Source organism: Lentzea sp. NPDC051213, assembly GCF_044455585.1.
Classification (GTDB): domain Bacteria; phylum Actinomycetota; class Actinomycetes; order Mycobacteriales; family Pseudonocardiaceae; genus Lentzea.
The window spans coordinates 277623-292908 of the sequence record NZ_JBITEX010000003.1; the positions used below are offsets into that span (position 1 = coordinate 277623).

Below are 15286 nucleotides of genomic sequence, written 5' to 3' on the forward strand. Positions count from 1 at the left end.
CGCGTGCTAACCGATGAAGCCGCGACCTACGCCACGTGGTTCTCGACGCTGTCCGACCCGACCCGCGTGCGCCTGCTGCACCACGTGGCCAGCGCGCCGGGCGAGGTGACCGTCGGCGAGCTGACCTCTCTGCTGGGCGTGAGCCAGTCCACCTGCTCGCACCACGTCCGCAAGCTGGCCGAGGTGGGCTTCGTGCTCGTGCGCCGCGAGGGCACCACCACGCTGGTCTCGGTGAACCCGGCCTGCTGCACGGGCCTCCCCCACGCGGCCGACGCCGTGATGGGCGCGCTGACCTCCGGCTCGGTCAACCCGATGCCCGGCGTCACGATGCGCCCGATGACCGCCGCCGACTGGCCGGACGTGCGCCGGATCTACGGCGAGGGCATCGCCTCGGGCAACGCGACCTTCGAGACCGAGGTGCCGTCGCGGCGCACCCTCGAGTCGAAGTGGCTGCCGGACCACCGCTGGATCGCCCTGATGGACGGCGAGATCGCCGGCTGGGCGGCCGCGACCCCGGTGTCCGCGCGCGAGTGCTACTCCGGGGTCGTCGAGACGTCGATCTACGTGGCCGCGGCCAGCCAGGGACGCGGCGTGGGCAAGACGCTGCTGCACCACCAGGTCACCGCGGCCGACGAGGACGGCCTGTGGACCCTGCAGGCCGTGATCTTCCCGGAGAACCGGGCCAGCATCGCCCTGCACCACCGGGCAGGCTTCCGCACCGTGGGCGTGCGCGAACGAATCGCGCAGCACCACGGCGCATGGCGGGACACGGTGTTGTTGGAACGCCGCCGCTCCTGATTCCGCATGCCGAAAGTCACGCGGGGGCCCCGCGTTTCCCTGAAGGAAACGAAGGGCCCCCGCGTGCGGTCAGTAGAGCGCGCTCGCCAGGTTGCGGCGGGCTGCGGCGACGCGGGGGTCGTCCGCCGGGAACAGCTCGAACAGGCCGATCAGGTGCTGGCGCACCCGATCGCGGTCGTCCCCGTAAACCCGCCGCACCGTGTCGACAAGTCGCTTGAACGCTTCCTCGACCTGCTGGAACGCCACCTGGGCATCCGCCGCGGCGAGCTGCGCGTCGATGTCGTCCAGGGCCCCGTCGGCCTTGGCGATCACCGCAGGATCGACAGCCTCGGCCCGCTCGGCGAACTTGGCCTGCGCCAGGCCTTCCTTGGCCAGCTCGTTGGCAGGCTCAACGGCGAGAATCTGCTCGTAGTACCCCTGAGCGGCCGTGTAGTCCCCACGCTCGAAGGCTTCTTCAGCGGCCACGATCAGCGGGTCCTCGATGATCTCCTGCTCGATCGGAGCGGTGGCCCGAGCCTCACCGGCCCGAATCCCCGGCAACCGCTCGCGCAGCGCGTCCAGCAACCGCGCGATCCACGCCGACAACTCCTCGTCGGCCAGCGGCCCCGCGAACGCGTCAATGGGCTGACCAGCGGCAACGGCCACGGTGGTCGGCACGGACTGCACCCCGAACGCCTGCCCGATCCGCGGCGACTGCTCCAGGTCGACCCTGGCCAGGATCCACGACCCGCCGGACGACTGGGCGAACCGGGTCAGCGAGGCCGCGAGCTGCTGCGACTCCGGGCTGTACGAGGCCCCGAGCAGCACCACGACGGGCACCTGCAGGGACTGCTCGACCACAGCCTGGAACGACGCCTCGCTGACGTCCACGATCCACGGCGCGGAGCCGTTCTCAGCGGCGGCAGCAGCGGCAGGCGCGGGGGCATTGGTCGCTTGACGGGCGGCGTCGGCTCGAGCCTTCAGGGCACCGAGGTCGACGGCGCCGGAGAGTGCGGCGGACAGTGCGGCGGTCTTGCGCGGATCAGGCCTTGTCACGTGTTCCATCCTGGCACGGCTAGTTCCCGGACCGGGTCCAGGGCCATCGGGTTGACGCGCATCGCCTCGTTGGCCGAAGCGATGCGTAGAGCGAGCGGTGTCATCAGCTCGATGAACCGCGAAGTTCCTGCGGCACCCAGCGCCTCCCACGGGGCGAGCGCGGCGAGATCGGTCGCACGCTCCACCGCCGCAAGATCACCGGGCAGGTCGGAGGCTTCCCACTCCTCCAGGGTCCAACCGCGCGCGGCCCGCATGTATGCCGGATCGAGCGAATGCTCCCGCGCGTAGACCGCAAGCGCTTGGCACGGCCCCACGCCGTGCGCGACCAACGCCGCCACGTGCCCGTCGCCGCGAGCCTCGCGCAAGATCGTGCACGCGTGCCACAGCTCGAGGTGCGGCTCGGAGGGCCACGGCAACGCGCGGTTCGCGGCCGCCAGCGGACGCCCCGCGATGGGGGCCGCCATGGCCGCGGTCCTGGCCAGCGTGGCGGCCTCCTCGATGGCAGGAGTGGCCACCTCACCCAGCATGCGGCGCAGCGCCCCGTCGGCACCTTCGAGGCGCACGCGCAAATAGGAGTCGGGTGAGGCGACCGCCCACGCGTCCGGCAGCGCGCGGTGGACCATGCGCGGGGCGAAGTTGTAGAAGACAGCCGTCACCAGCTCCGGGGACGCGGCACCCAGCGGTGCGGCGCGCATGCCGAAGTAGCCCATCCAGCCGCCCTTACAACCCAGCGCATCGGTCGCCGCGCGGGATTCGGGCGTGAAATACGTGACGTCGTGGTACGGCTCGTACCGCAACCACAGCTGTCTCGCGTCCACGCCCGACACGCTAACCCAGCGAACGCCTGTGCACGGATCCACTCACCGTGCCGGCGTAGAGCGTTCGGCCATCCGAGGAGACCAGCAGCGCCTCCACGCCGCGCTCCACCTCCGGCCCGCCGAGCACCGACCACGAACGTCCGCCGTTCACCGACCGCAGCACGCCCTTGCTCTGCCCCTGGAACGAGATCGAGCCCAGGTACAGCACGCCGTCCGGGCCGGACGTGAGCGTGGACAGCTGCTCGGCCGACACGTTCGGCACCTCCGTGAACGACGCCCCGTCGAACGACACGAACACCGAGTTCTGGCCGACGGCCACCACGTGCTTCGGATCGCGCGGGTCCACCAGCACGGAGTTCATCCGTCCCGCCACGACCTGCTTGATCGTCACCCCGGCGTCCGTCGACCGGTAGAGACCGCCGGCGTCCGCGAGCCAGATGCCGGTGGGATCGGCGGCGATGGTCTTGATGCCGCGCAGCCCGGCGTGCACCCGCGCGGTGAACGTCAGCCCGCCGTCGAGCGACACGTAGAACGCGTTGATCAGGTACGCACCCAGGTAGACGCGCGAGGGCAGCGCCGGGTCGAACACCAGAGAACGCGTGTTGCCGGGCACCACGTCGGTGGTCACCCAGGTCCGGCCGCCGTCGAGCGACCGCTCCACGTAGATCATGTCCTGCGAGCCGCGGTAGGCGTTGCGGCCGCGCAGCACCACGCCGTCACGCGCGGCGAGCGCGCCGACCCGGTTGCCGATCGCGGGCGGCGCGGTGCCGTCGAAGTCCCACTCCTGCGAGGCCACCGGCAGGTCGGTGCGGAACGACCCCTGCATGGTTCCCGCGATGATCGACCGCCCGGAAACCGCCAGCGACAGCACGTGCGCACCGGGCACACCGACCCGCTTGTAGTGCTCGTGATCGGCCGTCGCGTAGACGCCGCCGGACGCGTAGACCCACTGCCAGTCCGGCAGGTCGGCGAAGCTGCCGATCTCCGTGTAGACGTCGACCTTCTTCACGGCGTCGGTCCGCGTCCAGGAGGCACCCAGGTCCTGGCTGATGAAATGCCCGTCCAGCGTCTGCACCTGGACCCAGCCGTTGGCCGTGATGCCGCCGTACAAGATCCACGACGAGGTCCACGGCCCCGTCACCGCGCGCCACGACGCACCGCGGTCGGACGACAGGTGCACCCCGCCGCTGAACTTGCGCGCCACCACGACGTCACCCCGTGAGGTGATCTTGTCCGCCGGGACGTCGTACGCCGACCACTTCCCGGCCCGCAGCACGTGCGCCTTGCCGCCCGCGGCGACGACCACGTCCGAACCCACGACGTGGACGTCCTCGGCGGACGCGGGCGATCCGGGCAGCAGCGACCACCCGAGACCGCCGACGCCCCGGTAGACGCCCTCAGCCGTTGCCGCGTAAGACACCCCCGCCGCGCCGAACGCGACGTCCTCCACTCCGGACGGCGTCCGCAGCGCGACCGAGAAGGAATTGCCGCCATCAGCGGAGCGCAACACCGTTCCGGCATCGCCACCGGGTTCGTACCCGGCCACCAGCACGGTGTCCGGCCGCGCGGGATCGGCGGCGAGGCCGTTGCCGCGCATCTCGGGCAAGAGCTTGCCCTGCCGCCAGCTGCGGCCCCGGTCGTCGGACCGGAACACCTGCTGGCCCGCACCCGGCAGCACGTAGACGAGGTTCTGGGCGAACGCCAGATACCCGCCCGCGCCGTTCGGGCCGATGTTCGCCCAGCCGGTGGACGGCCCGGCCTGCGCCACGGGTGGTGTCACGACCACCAGCAGCGCGGCCAGCAAGCTGATCACGAATCTCACGAGATACGCCTCCGCTCAACGAGTTCAGCGGCGGCGGACCAGATCATGGCGTGTCGGCGAGGTGCTCCTCAACCCGTTGCACCTTCGTGCGCAGCTGTTCGGTGTGACCGGGACGGATGTCCGCCTTGAGCACGAGCGAGACCCGCGGAGCGCTGGCCTGCACCGCTTCCGTCGCGCGCTTGACCACGTCCATCACCTCGTCCCACTCGCCCTCGATCATGGTGAACATCGCGTTCGTCTCATTGGGCAGGCCCGACTCCCGCACGATCCGCACGGCCTCGGCCACCGCCTTGGCGACACTTCCCGACGAGTCCGATGCGGACGGAGCAACGCTGAACGCGACAAGCACACGTGCCTCCTGATGATCCGTGCGTTGTACTGACTGGTAGCTTCGGTGCCCATGACACCGCTGCCGTTCGATCCGATCGCCCGCGCGGCCGAGCTGTGGGGTGACCGGGTGGGTCAGCCCACGTCGATGGCCGCCGTCACGAGCGTCATGCGTGTCCAGCAAATCATCCAGTCCGCCGTGGACGCAGCCCTCAAGCCGCACGGACTCACGTTCGCGCGCTACGAGGCGTTGGTGCTGCTGTTCTTCTCCCGCAAAGGCGCGCTGCCGATGCGCGTGATGGGCGAACGCCTGCAGCTGCACCCCACGAGCGTGACCAACATCGTCGACCGGCTGGAGAGCGACGGCCTGGTCCGCCGCACCCCGCACCCGACCGACCGCCGCACCACGCTGGTGGAGATCACCGACGCGGGTCTGCAGCGCCGCGAGGCCGCGACCGCCGCCGTCGTCGAGGTCAACCTCGGGCTCAAGGGCCTCACCGACCGGCAGACCGAGCAGCTCACCGACCTGCTCGCCAAGGTGCGCCGGGCGAGCGGCGACTTCGAGGACTGAAATCCGGTTGAGCGCGCCGCGATGATGGTCGCGTGGCGGAACGGTCGATCATCGCGCTGGTCAGCGCACCCAGCGGGTTCTTGGGCCGCACCAAAAAGGTCCTGCCGGTCGAGGGCATGTGGTGGTACGAAGCCGAACCGGTGAACGAGGCGCTCGAATCTCTGCTGCACGTGCCGACGACCGTGCTCAGGATGGTCTCCGCGACGAGTGCCGAACCGGGGCGGGGAGGCGAGGTCACCTACCACGTCGAGGCGCTCCTCGAGCCCCACCGCAAGCACCTCCGCCACCTCCGGCCCGCGGAAGAACCTGAGGCCGACGCCCCGCGCAGACTGCCGTGGGCGCGGCTGGGCGGGCCCTCGGAGCTCGTCGCGTGGGCCGACACCAAGATCGAACGGACCAGGCGCGCGGTCCAGGTGAAGACCTGGAACCAGTCGAGCGTGCACCGGCTCCACACCACCAGCGGCACCCTGTGGCTCAAGGCCGTCGCGCCGCACCTCCAGGACGAGGCAACGGTGATCAAGATGGTGGCCGCGCACGACCCCTCACTCGTGCCGGAGGTGATCGCCTCGGCGCCGCACCGCGTGTTGCTCGGCGATGCACCCGGCAGCGACTGCTCGATGGTCAAGCCGGAGCACATCGACCTGATCGTGCCGCGCTGGGTCGCGGTGCAGCACGCACTGGCCGGTTCCGGTGCGCCCGGGATGCGGCCGTCCGCAGTGCCGATGCCGTCGTTCGGGTTGCCGGACACGGTGGTGCACGGCGAATTCAGCCCCCACAACTGGATGGCGAACGGCATGATCCTCGACTGGTCCGACGCGATGTGGGGGAACCCCGCACTGGACGTGGGCCGGCTGCTGGACTACTGCCGGCACACGATGTACGACCACGTCGCGAAGGTGTGGAGCGACGCGTGGCTCAGGCACCGCCCGGACAGCCGCCCGCTCGACGCCCTCGACGCCGCCCGCCGCGCTTCGCGTCTGCAGAGCGCGGTGAAGTCCCAGGAGGCCTTCGACGAGGCCGAGGACTACCAGCGGATCTACCAGCAGGACGGGCCGCCGAGCGCGCTCCGTTCCGTGCGCAGGCTGGTGACCACCCCGTGACGCCGCGGTCGATCATCGCCCTGGTCAGCGCCCCCAGCGGGTTCGCGGGCCGCACCGACGCGCTCCCGATGCCCTCCGGGGAGTGGAACCACGTCGAACCCGTCAACGAGGCGCTCGAAGCGCTCCTGGGCGTCCGGACGAGCGTGCTCAGGCTGATCTCCGTCGAGAACGGCGGGATGATGAGCGGCGGTCTGGTCACCTACCACGTCGAGGCGCACGGCGAACCCGACCGCACGAAGCTCCAGCCCTCGTGGGAACCCAGCGTGAACGCCAGGAACAGGCTGCCGTACGCGCGACCCGGTGGACCCGCGGAGCTGATCGCGTGGGCCGACGACCACATCGAGCGCACCGGACCGGCCGTCCAGGTCCGCACGTGGAACCTCTCGGCCATCCACCGGCTGCCCACCGCGGACGGCCCGGTGTGGCTGAAGGCCATCCCGTCGTTCTTCGCCGACGAGGGCGCGGTGATGAAGATGGTCGCCGCCCACGACCCGGCACTGGTACCCGAGATCATCGCGTCCGCACCTCAGAGGGTGCTGATGGGCGACGCACCAGGCGACAAGTGCTGGCCGACCAAGCCCGAGCACGTCGAGGAGATCGTGCCGCGCTGGGTGGCCGTGCAGCACGCGCTGGCGGGCGCGCCGCGGATCCGGCCGACCGCGGTGCCGATGCCGTCGTTCGGCCTGCCGGACACGCTCACGCACGGCGACTTCCACCCCGGCAACTGGCGCGCGGGCGGTCAGCTCATCGACTGGTCCGACGCCGTGTGGGGACACCCGGTGCTCGACGCGTGCCGGGTGCTCGAGTACAGCCCGCCCGAGATCCGCGACCACATCCGCGAGGTGTGGAGCGAAGCGTGGCTCGCACACCGCCCGGACAGCGAGCCGCTCAAAGCGCTCGAGGTCGGCCGCCGCGCGTCACACCTGCACAACGCGGTGAAGTACCAGGAGTTCCTGGACAACATCGAGAAGTCCGAACGGATCTACCACGAGGGCGACCCGCAGGACGAGCTCAGAGCTGTTCTGGAGCTGCTTCGCTGAGGCGACCGGTCCGGTTCGCCCAGCGCTCGAAGATCACCGTGCCGAACGGCGGGATGCTCGACAGCAGGCCGAGCACCAGCGTGCGGGCGTCCCACTTGAGCGGCTCCTTCGCCATCAGCGTGACGAGCACGAAGCCGACGAAGATGACGCCGTGGACCGGGCCGAAGATCTTGACGCCGATCTCGTTCTGCACCACGACGTACTTGAAGAACATCCCGAGCAGCAGGCCCGCCCAGGAGATCGCCTCGGCGAGCGCGAAGATGCGGAACCGCCCGGCCACGCTGGAGAACGTCATGGCTCCCCATCATGAACCGTGACGGGGAGCACAACGCATCGGGGTCTGTCCTATTCCTCCCATTTGAAGACGCGGCTCGCCAGGAACCCGACGACCAGTGTGAAACCGATCAGGATGGCCGCGGGCATCGCGAGCGCCTCGATCCCCTTGCCGCGCACCAGCACGTCGAGCATGCCGTCGTTCATGTGCCGCAACGGGAAGATCTTCGACACGGTCTGCAGCCACGCGGGTGCCTGGTCCACCGGGAAGAACGTGCCGGACAGGAACGCCATCGGCAGCACCACGATGTTCGCCGCGGCCGAGGCGGCTTCTTCTGTCTTGGCGAACGCGCCGACCAGCATGCCGAGCGCGAAGAACGCGATCGTTCCCAGCAGCAGCAACGGAATCGCGAGCCACCACTGCCCGGACAGTCGCAACCCGAACAGCGGCAGCGACGCGATGCCGATGAAGGTCGCCCCCTGCACCAGCGCGACCCCGGCGCTGACCAGCACCCTCGACGACAGCACGGCGGTCGCCGGGACCGGTGCGAGCCGGATGCGCCGCAGCACCTGCTTGCGCCGCCACGAAACCAGCGTCAGCGCCGACCCGAACACCGCCGAAACCGCCACACCCCAGGAAAGGATGCCGGGCGTCAGGTACTGAATCGGCTTGAGCGAGGCGTCCTCGACCTTCTCCGCGGCGAACGTGAAGGTCGGCGGCTGCCCGGTCGCGGCGAGGTTCGCCTTGTCCACGAACCCGTTGATGATGCCGAGCACGGTCGCCGACTTGACCTGGTCGCTCTGCGCGAACCGCACGTCGAGCCGCTGCCCGTTGATGATCAGCGCCGCCGGCAGGTCGCCGTCCTTGACCTTCTGGATGGCGGCGTCCGCGTCGTTGTAGGACTCCAGCTCCAGCGCACCGCTCTCGCGCAACGCGGACGCGATCGGCCCGTCGCCCACCACCGCGATCCTGGTCTTGTCGGCGCCGACGTCGCGCAGGATCAGGCCGAAGATCACCAGGAACATCAGCGGGAACAGGAAGGTGAAGAACAGCGTCACCTTGTCCCGGATGAACCCCTTGAACATCGCCAGCGAGAGCGTCTTGAACGCGGTCATGCGCGGTACTCCCGCCCGGTCAGGTTGAGGAACACGTCTTCGAGGGTGGCCGTGCGGACCTGCAGGCCGTCCAGCGCGCCGAGTTCGGCCAGCGCGGACAGCACCGGGGCCGGGCGGCGAGTGGAGATCGTCAGCGACACCTCGTCCTCGTGCGCCTCCTCGACACCTTCCATCGCGGAGGCGTCCACGACGGATAGCGCGCCCCTCTGCAAGGTGACGTGCGTTGGCGCATCCAGGCCGCGCACCAGCACCGCCGGTGGGTCCAGGGCGAGGATCTTGCCGTTGTCCATGATGGCCACGCGGTCGCAGAGGATCTCGGCCTCGTCGAGGTAGTGCGTGGTGTAGACGATGGTCTTGCCGCGCTCCTTGATCGCGCGCAGCACGTCCCAGAGGTTGCGGCGCGCCTGCGGGTCCAGCGCCGCGGTGGGTTCGTCGAGGAACACGATGTCCGGGTCGTGCACCAGCGCGCAGGCGATCGAGAGCCGTTGCCGTTGGCCGCCGGAGAGCTTGTTCTCCTGCTCGTTCGCCTTGTCCGCGAGGCCGACCAGCTCCAGCATGTCCGCGGCCGTGCCGGCGCTGACTCCGTAGAGCGCACCGAACGTCTGCAGTTGCTCCTTCGCCGTCAGCTTGTCGAAGAACGACGTCGCCTGCAGCTGGACACCGATGCGCGGCAACAGCTTCACGTTGCGCGGCCAGGGACTCTCGCCGAGCAGCGTCACCTCGCCGCTGTCGGGCTTGCGCAGCCCCTCGACGATCTCCAGCGTGGTCGTCTTGCCGGCGCCGTTGGGCCCCAGGATGCCGAAGAACTCACCTTCGGCCACGGTGAACGAGACCCCGTCCACCGCGCGCAGGTCGCCGTAGCTCTTGCGGATGTCCCGCACCACGACCGCCGACCGTTCCTCTGTCATGAGCGAACGTTAGGTCAGCGCGTCTCATCTGGCGGGCCGAAACGACGAAAGTCGGCGCGAAGTCGAGACGAACGAAAGCCGGTGATCAGCCGCCTGCCACGAGCAGCGGGCTCGCGGTGTAGACGTCGTTGAGCCCCCGCAGCGCCGAGGCGAACTGCTCGAACCTGGCACGCGGAACGGCCGCGCGCACCTCGCTGATCACCTGCCAGAGGTAGCGGTGCTCGGAGGTGTCCGTGATCGCCAGCGGCGGAGCCTCGTGCCGACCGGGGCGGACGTCGCAGGCGAACGCGAGCGCCACCGTCGCGGCCCGCAGGCACGCGGTCGCGAGCGTCACGCAGTCCTCGACGAGCGGGCGGTCGTCCTCGGCCCTGGTCACGCCACTGACCGCGAACCGCACGGCCTGCATCAGCGCGAGGTAGAGCCGGTGACCGGCCTGCGAGCGTTCGCGGGGCAGGTGGTCGGTGCCACCGCCGGGGGTCACCACGGTCATGCCGACCTGCGGGCGGCGCAGCACGTGGTCGAAGAGCGCGGTCGGCGCCCAGAGCAGCGTGCGCCAGGAGTCCTCGGTGATCGAGGTGTCCATCCTGGTCGCGTTCTCCAGCACGTCGAGGTAGGCGATCAGGATGCTGGACAGGAAGACGCCACCGCGGTCGCCGCCCACCCGCACGATGTCGAAGCGCTCGTCGTGCCCCGCCGGTTCCTCGAAGCAGAAGCCGGGTTTCCACTCGATGACGTCGCTGCTCGCGAGCACCACGCGGGCCAGCCGCTGGTGCACGAGCGACGCCGAGAGCACCGTGTCGTCCAGCCCCATCTGGACGAGCATGGACGCAGCGTGCTGCAGCGACTCACGTCGTTGCGGCACGAGGTCGGGGTGCAGCAGGCGGAACGGTTCCACGTCGCCACCTCCCCTCCGTTGTTGTACTCACAATGAACGGCAGGAAGCGGGAAGTCATCCGGATGAACCGCAGCGTTACGTCTCAGTTGGACTGGGCCCAGTCCACGAGCTGCGCCCTGGTCGAGAGGTTCAGCGCGGCCTTGACGTTGTGCACATGGGACTCCACGGTTCGGTGGGAGATCCCGAGTTTGGCCGCTACCTGGACATTCGTCATGCCCTGCGCCACCAGTTCCAGCACCATTAGCTGCCGGTCGCTGAGCATCTCGTGCCGCACGATCTCCTTGTCCAGGGCGGTTTCCACGGCGTATGTGACGTCCATCGCCCTGCCGGCGTTCAAGGCGCGGGCGAAAGCCGCGCGGGGCAAAGCTTCCCGCGCCCGGTCCAGCACGCCGTCGATCTTCCGCTGCCAGAACGGTTCCGCCGGAACGCCCCACACAGCCCGCATCTGCTCACATGCGGCCAGCAACCGCACGCCGAGCTCGTGCCGCCCGGTCAGGATCGCGACGACACCGCGGCCCTCCACCGACTCCAGCACCCCGCGGGGCACGTTCGCCGACATCCGCACGCTTTCGGCGAACCTGCTGCCCGCGGCGGTCAAATCCCCCTGCTCCAAGGCGATGCAGGCCCACGTGTGCACGGCGATGGCCACGACGTCCGTCCGCGCGTGCGCCCTCAGCACGGGAAGCGCCTCCCCGATCAGCGCAGCCGCCTCGTCGGCCGAATCGGTGGTGAGCAGCGACCAACTGAGATTCTGCTGCGACACAGCGACACTCACGTAGTTGCCGTTACGTACGCCGTGCTCGATCGATTGGCGCAACGCCCATACGGTGTTCGGCACATCGCCCGCGCAGTCGTAAGCGCTCGCTAACGTGCGGTAGAGCCGGTCCATGATCTTCTGCTGCCCGCCGGCCTCGGCGGTCTCGATCGCCTCGGTCGCGTGCTTCACCGCCTCGCAGTGCCGTTCCTCCTGCACCGCCAGCAGCGTCGCGTACTCCAGCGCGAGGACGCGGTAGCGGGCATCGGCGGACGACTGGTCCAGCACCTGCATCAGCACCGCGCCCGCCTCGGCGTAGTAGCCGCGGTCGAAGCACACTCTCAGCAGCATCGTCGCGAGCATCAACCGGCGTTCGTCGCGCGCTACCGCCAGATGGGCGAACGCGTACGCCACGTTGTCGTACTCCTGGTGCATCGCCTTGAGCTGCTCGGGCGCGAGGATCGACGACGAGACACCGGGTTCGCCCATCTCGCAGAGCCACGCGATGATCCGTTCGGCCGTCACCGCGTACTCGTCCTGCTCGCGCAGGCGTTCCTCCGCGTAGAGGCGGACCGATTCGAGCATCCGGAAGCGATCGTCGTTCTCCCGCACCACCAACGACTTCGCCTGCAACGCCGTGAGCAGGCCGATCACCGAACCGCCGTGCACGACCTGGGCGATGTCGAGCCCGAACCCTCCCGGCAGCAGCGCGAGCCGGCGGAACAGTTCCTTCTCGCCCGCGGTCAGCAGGTCGTGGCTCCACGCGATGGCGGCACGCAGGCTCTGGTGCCGCGCCTGCTCCTCGGCGTCGCTGAGCAGGTCGAGCCGGTGGTCGAGGTGGTTCACGAGCTCGCGCAGCGGCACGGTCCGCGACAGCCTCGCGGCCAGTTCCACCGCCAGAGGCACGCCGTCGAGCCGGGCGCAGATCGCGGCGATCACCTCGTGGTTCGCTTCGGCGGGATCGACCTCAGCTCGTTCGGTGAAGAGCCGGACCGCGTCGTCCTCCAAGCCGTGCAACGAATAGACGGCCTCACCAACTGCTCGCAGGGCCTCCCTGCTGGTGGCCAGGACCTGCACCCCCGGGCAGCGCGCCAGGAGCGAGTCCACGATCTCGCAGCACTTCTCGACGAGGTGCTCACAGTTGTCGACCAGCAACAGAATCCGACGACCACTCAGCTCCGCGAGCAACGTCGTCCGCAGTGCGACACCCGCATGCTGGTACACCCCAACGGCTTCGGCGACCGCCTGCACCACCTGGTCCGGCCGGCTCAGCCTGCCCAGCTCGACCGTGCGCACCTCGACCCGTCTGGCGCGTCGAGCCAGTTCGACGGCGAGCCGCGTCTTCCCGACCCCGGCCGAGCCGACGAGCGTGAGCATCCTGTGCTTGCGCAGCAAGGAAAGCAGCTCAGCCAGCTCGGTCTCCCTGCCGACGAACGCGTCGTCGTAGCCGGGCAGTTCGGCGACCACAGTGGACGTATCGGCGGTGCGCCGGCGGTAGGCACGCTGACGGCACGCGTTCGAGCAGTATCGCGCCCGCGACGGCCGGGGCGCGAACTCACGACCACAGCTCGCGCAGGTGCCCATTGCAGGAGCCTACGGCCGATTCCGCGTCTCAATTGGAAAGTGTGTGGAGGTCGACCTCGAGCGTGGTCCCCGAACGCAGTTCCGCGAGCTCGATCCGTTCCTTCGACCGCGCGAGCCAGCCGCTCCGGATCCGCTCCACCACCTGCGTCTTCCCGGTGTCCGCCGCGTCCGCCTTGATCACGATGTCCTTGCCGTTCTCCAGGTGGATCACCGCACGGCGGAACTTGGGCGCGTGGGGCACGAACTCGCCGGTTCCCGGCACCGCCGGGTACATCCCGAGCGCGCTGAACACGTACCAGGCCGACATCGTGCCGAGGTCGTCGTTGCCCGTGACGCCGGCCGGTCCGTTGACGAACAGCGTCTGCGCCGCCCGCACGACGACCGACGTCTTCTCCGGCTTGCCGATGAGGGCGTACATCCACGGCGCGTGCAGGTCCGGCTCGTTGTTCGGGTTGTACCGGAACTGGTTGTAGTAGTCGTAGGGCCCCACGACCCACTTCTCGCGCACAGTGCGCTTCGGGTCGGTGAGGAGATCCGGGTAGGCGAAGAAGTCGTCCAGCCGCGCCTCGGCCGCCGCCTTGCCGCCGAGCGCCGTGATCAGGCCGGGCACGTCGTGCTGGGCGAGCCACTGGTACTGCCAGGCAGTGCCCTCGTGGAAGCCGTCCGGTCCCTGCGGGGTGAACGGGTCGAGCCACGCGCCGTTCTGCAGCTTGGGCCGGGGGAAGCCGGTGAAGCCGCGGTCGGTGACGCTGTGGTCCCAGAGGGTGCGGTGGTTGAGGCCGCGCTTGCGCAACCGCTCGGCGTCCTGGGAGTGGCCGAGTTCCTGAGCCATGATCGCGAGCGTGGCATCGGAGAGCGCGTACTCGAGGGTCGCAGACGCGCCGTGGTGCGGGTCGGTGTCCTGGCCCTTCTTCGGGAAGCGCTTGTCGTACTGCACGAAGCCGTGCGCGAGGTAGTTCGGGTTGCCGGACCGGCCCTGGAACCGGGAGCTCTGCGGCGGCACGCCGTCGGCGTTCTGGATCAGCGCGCGGTAGGCCTGGTCCTCGAAGCCCTTGAGGTGCCCGAACCGCCACAGGTCGACGAGGAACGGCGTGACCGGGTCGCCGGTCATGCAGTTCGTCTCCTGGTTGGCGTACGCCCAGCGCGGCAGCCAGCCGCCCTGCTCGTGGATCGCGAGGATGCTCCGCGCGATGTCCTTGGAGCGCTGGGTCCGGATCAGCGCGAGCAGCTGGTTGTGCGCGCGGTAGGTGTCCCAGAGCGAGTAGTACTCGTAATAGGTCCAGTCCTGCGCGTGGTGGATCTGGTTGTCGAAGCCCCGGTAGCGGCCGTCGGCGTCGCTGCCGGTGAGCGGCTGGAGCAGCACGTGGTAGAGCGCGGTGTAGAAGACCGCGCGCTCGTCCCAGTCGTCCGTCTCGATCTCGACGCAGCCCAGCTCCGCGCGCCAGGCGTCCTGCGCCTCGTTGCGGATGTCGTCGAACGTCTTGTCGCCGGCTTCCGCCAGCAGGTTGCCGGTGGCGCCCTGCTGGTCCACTTGGGACAGTGCGGTCACCGCCGTGACGGGCCCCGGCTCGAACGTCACCCAGGCGCCGCGCAGCCCGGCACCGCCGGCGGATTCCCGTTGCCCCGCCTTGGATCCGGTCGGCGACCACGTGCCGAACTCGCGGAACGGCCGGTCGAACCTGGTGGTGAAGTGGCTGAGGTACGGGCGGCCGCCGCAGAACGCCTGCGTCTCCACGGTTCCGGTGATCGTGCGGTCGTCGATCACCCTGATGGAACTGGCCGACACCGGCTCCTTGTCGTTGGCCTGCCCGACGTTGACCAGCAGCGTGCCGCCGACCCCGCCCGGGAAGGTGTACCGCTCGACTCCCGCCCGTGTGGTCGCGGTGCACTCGACGGTGATGTCGCGGTCCAGCTTCACCTTGTAGTAGCCGGGCTTGCCGATCTCGCCGTCGTGCGTGTACTTGGAGCCGTACCGCTTGTGGTCGAAGCTGGCCGGGAGCCCGATCACCGGGAGGATCGGCACGAGACCGCCCTGCTCCCAGCACCCCGCGCCGGACAGGAAGAAGTGGCCGAAGCCGCGGATCACCGGATCGTCGTAGCGGTAGCCCGCGTAGTGCGAGCCGACCGGGCTGGAATGCGCCTTGCCGAACGGCATGGACGCTCCGGGAAACGTGTTGCCCTCGTCCTTTGTGCCGATGAACGTGTTGACCGACTCAATGGGATCCAGTGCGTCCACCTTCGTCAG

The 15286-nt window shown here is 69.5% G+C and carries 14 protein-coding genes; 4 read left to right on the forward strand and 10 right to left on the reverse strand.

Annotated elements, in window-relative coordinates; translation table 11 throughout:
- Positions 1 to 3 precede the first annotated feature (3 nt).
- Complete coding sequence (locus ACIA8G_RS14800; protein WP_396418967.1) at positions 4 to 798, forward strand: helix-turn-helix domain-containing GNAT family N-acetyltransferase; 795 nt, start codon at positions 4 to 6, stop codon at positions 796 to 798.
- 69 nt (positions 799 to 867) lie between these two features.
- Here ACIA8G_RS14800 and ACIA8G_RS14805 read toward each other — a convergent pair whose 3' ends face one another.
- Genes ACIA8G_RS14805 through ACIA8G_RS14820 form a run of 4 tightly spaced genes read right to left on the reverse strand, consistent with a single transcriptional unit; the run spans position 868 to position 4822 of the window.
- The gene (locus tag ACIA8G_RS14805; protein WP_396418968.1) at positions 868 to 1833 is read right to left on the reverse strand and encodes a tetratricopeptide repeat protein; all 966 of its coding nucleotides are present in this window, start codon (positions 1831 to 1833) and stop codon (positions 868 to 870) included.
- Positions 1830 to 2651 carry a hypothetical protein gene (locus tag ACIA8G_RS14810; protein WP_396418969.1) on the reverse strand — a complete coding sequence of 274 codons (822 nt, stop codon included), beginning with the start codon at positions 2649 to 2651 and terminating at the stop codon, positions 1830 to 1832. The genes ACIA8G_RS14805 and ACIA8G_RS14810 overlap by 4 nt, the downstream gene beginning before the upstream one ends.
- Before the next feature lie 10 nt (positions 2652 to 2661).
- Positions 2662 to 4464, reverse strand: coding sequence for a WD40/YVTN/BNR-like repeat-containing protein (locus tag ACIA8G_RS14815; RefSeq protein ID WP_396418970.1), 1803 nt, complete (start codon positions 4462 to 4464; stop codon positions 2662 to 2664).
- A 52-nt stretch (positions 4465 to 4516) separates the two neighbouring features.
- Positions 4517 to 4822, reverse strand: coding sequence for an MTH1187 family thiamine-binding protein (locus tag ACIA8G_RS14820; RefSeq protein ID WP_396418971.1), 306 nt, complete (start codon positions 4820 to 4822; stop codon positions 4517 to 4519).
- Positions 4823 to 4873: 51 nt separating this feature from the next.
- Here ACIA8G_RS14820 and ACIA8G_RS14825 point away from each other — a divergent pair, with 51 nt between their 5' ends.
- The 3 genes from ACIA8G_RS14825 to ACIA8G_RS14835 are packed head-to-tail and all read left to right on the forward strand — an operon-like array spanning position 4874 to position 7511.
- Positions 4874 to 5371, forward strand: coding sequence for a MarR family winged helix-turn-helix transcriptional regulator (locus ACIA8G_RS14825; RefSeq protein WP_396418972.1), 498 nt, complete (start codon positions 4874 to 4876; stop codon positions 5369 to 5371).
- Between the two features lie 32 nt (positions 5372 to 5403).
- Positions 5404 to 6471 carry a phosphotransferase gene (locus ACIA8G_RS14830; protein WP_396418973.1) on the forward strand — a complete coding sequence of 356 codons (1068 nt, stop codon included), beginning with the start codon at positions 5404 to 5406 and terminating at the stop codon, positions 6469 to 6471.
- Entirely contained in the window at positions 6468 to 7511 is a 1044-nt protein-coding gene (locus ACIA8G_RS14835) for a phosphotransferase family protein (RefSeq protein ID WP_396418974.1), read from the forward strand. The genes ACIA8G_RS14830 and ACIA8G_RS14835 overlap by 4 nt, the downstream gene beginning before the upstream one ends.
- On the opposite strand, the gene ACIA8G_RS14840 is transcribed toward ACIA8G_RS14835, so the two are convergent.
- From ACIA8G_RS14840 to ACIA8G_RS14865, 6 genes are all read right to left on the reverse strand, one after another.
- Positions 7483 to 7806 (reverse strand): DUF3817 domain-containing protein, encoded by a 324-nt coding sequence (locus ACIA8G_RS14840; RefSeq protein WP_396418975.1) that lies wholly within the window; start codon positions 7804 to 7806, stop codon positions 7483 to 7485. The genes ACIA8G_RS14835 and ACIA8G_RS14840 overlap by 29 nt on opposite strands.
- Positions 7807 to 7856: 50 nt before the next feature.
- Positions 7857 to 8900, reverse strand: a complete 1044-nt coding sequence (locus ACIA8G_RS14845) for an ABC transporter permease (RefSeq protein WP_396418976.1) — start codon at positions 8898 to 8900, stop codon at positions 7857 to 7859.
- The gene (locus tag ACIA8G_RS14850) at positions 8897 to 9808 is read right to left on the reverse strand and encodes an ABC transporter ATP-binding protein (RefSeq protein ID WP_396418977.1); all 912 of its coding nucleotides are present in this window, start codon (positions 9806 to 9808) and stop codon (positions 8897 to 8899) included. The genes ACIA8G_RS14845 and ACIA8G_RS14850 overlap by 4 nt, the downstream gene beginning before the upstream one ends.
- 85 nt (positions 9809 to 9893) lie before the next feature.
- Positions 9894 to 10703 carry a hypothetical protein gene (locus ACIA8G_RS14855; RefSeq protein WP_396418978.1) on the reverse strand — a complete coding sequence of 270 codons (810 nt, stop codon included), beginning with the start codon at positions 10701 to 10703 and terminating at the stop codon, positions 9894 to 9896.
- Between the two features lie 82 nt (positions 10704 to 10785).
- Positions 10786 to 13041 (reverse strand): LuxR C-terminal-related transcriptional regulator, encoded by a 2256-nt coding sequence (locus ACIA8G_RS14860; protein ID WP_396418979.1) that lies wholly within the window; start codon positions 13039 to 13041, stop codon positions 10786 to 10788.
- A 28-nt stretch (positions 13042 to 13069) separates the two neighbouring features.
- The gene (locus tag ACIA8G_RS14865; RefSeq protein ID WP_396418980.1) at positions 13070 to 15277 is read right to left on the reverse strand and encodes a GH92 family glycosyl hydrolase; all 2208 of its coding nucleotides are present in this window, start codon (positions 15275 to 15277) and stop codon (positions 13070 to 13072) included.
- Positions 15278 to 15286 lie beyond the last annotated feature (9 nt).

Bases quoted from the DNA above. Each gene is read 5' to 3' on its own strand.
- ACIA8G_RS14825 (WP_396418972.1), top strand. From the start codon at position 4,874: ATGACACCGCTGCCGTTCGATCCGATCGCCCGCGCGGCCGAGCTGTGG.
- ACIA8G_RS14840 (WP_396418975.1), bottom strand. From the start codon at position 7,806: ATGACGTTCTCCAGCGTGGCCGGGCGGTTCCGCATCTTCGCGCTCGCC.
- ACIA8G_RS14845 (WP_396418976.1), bottom strand. From the start codon at position 8,900: ATGACCGCGTTCAAGACGCTCTCGCTGGCGATGTTCAAGGGGTTCATC.
- ACIA8G_RS14850 (WP_396418977.1), bottom strand. From the start codon at position 9,808: ATGACAGAGGAACGGTCGGCGGTCGTGGTGCGGGACATCCGCAAGAGC.
- ACIA8G_RS14860 (WP_396418979.1), bottom strand. From the start codon at position 13,041: ATGGGCACCTGCGCGAGCTGTGGTCGTGAGTTCGCGCCCCGGCCGTCG.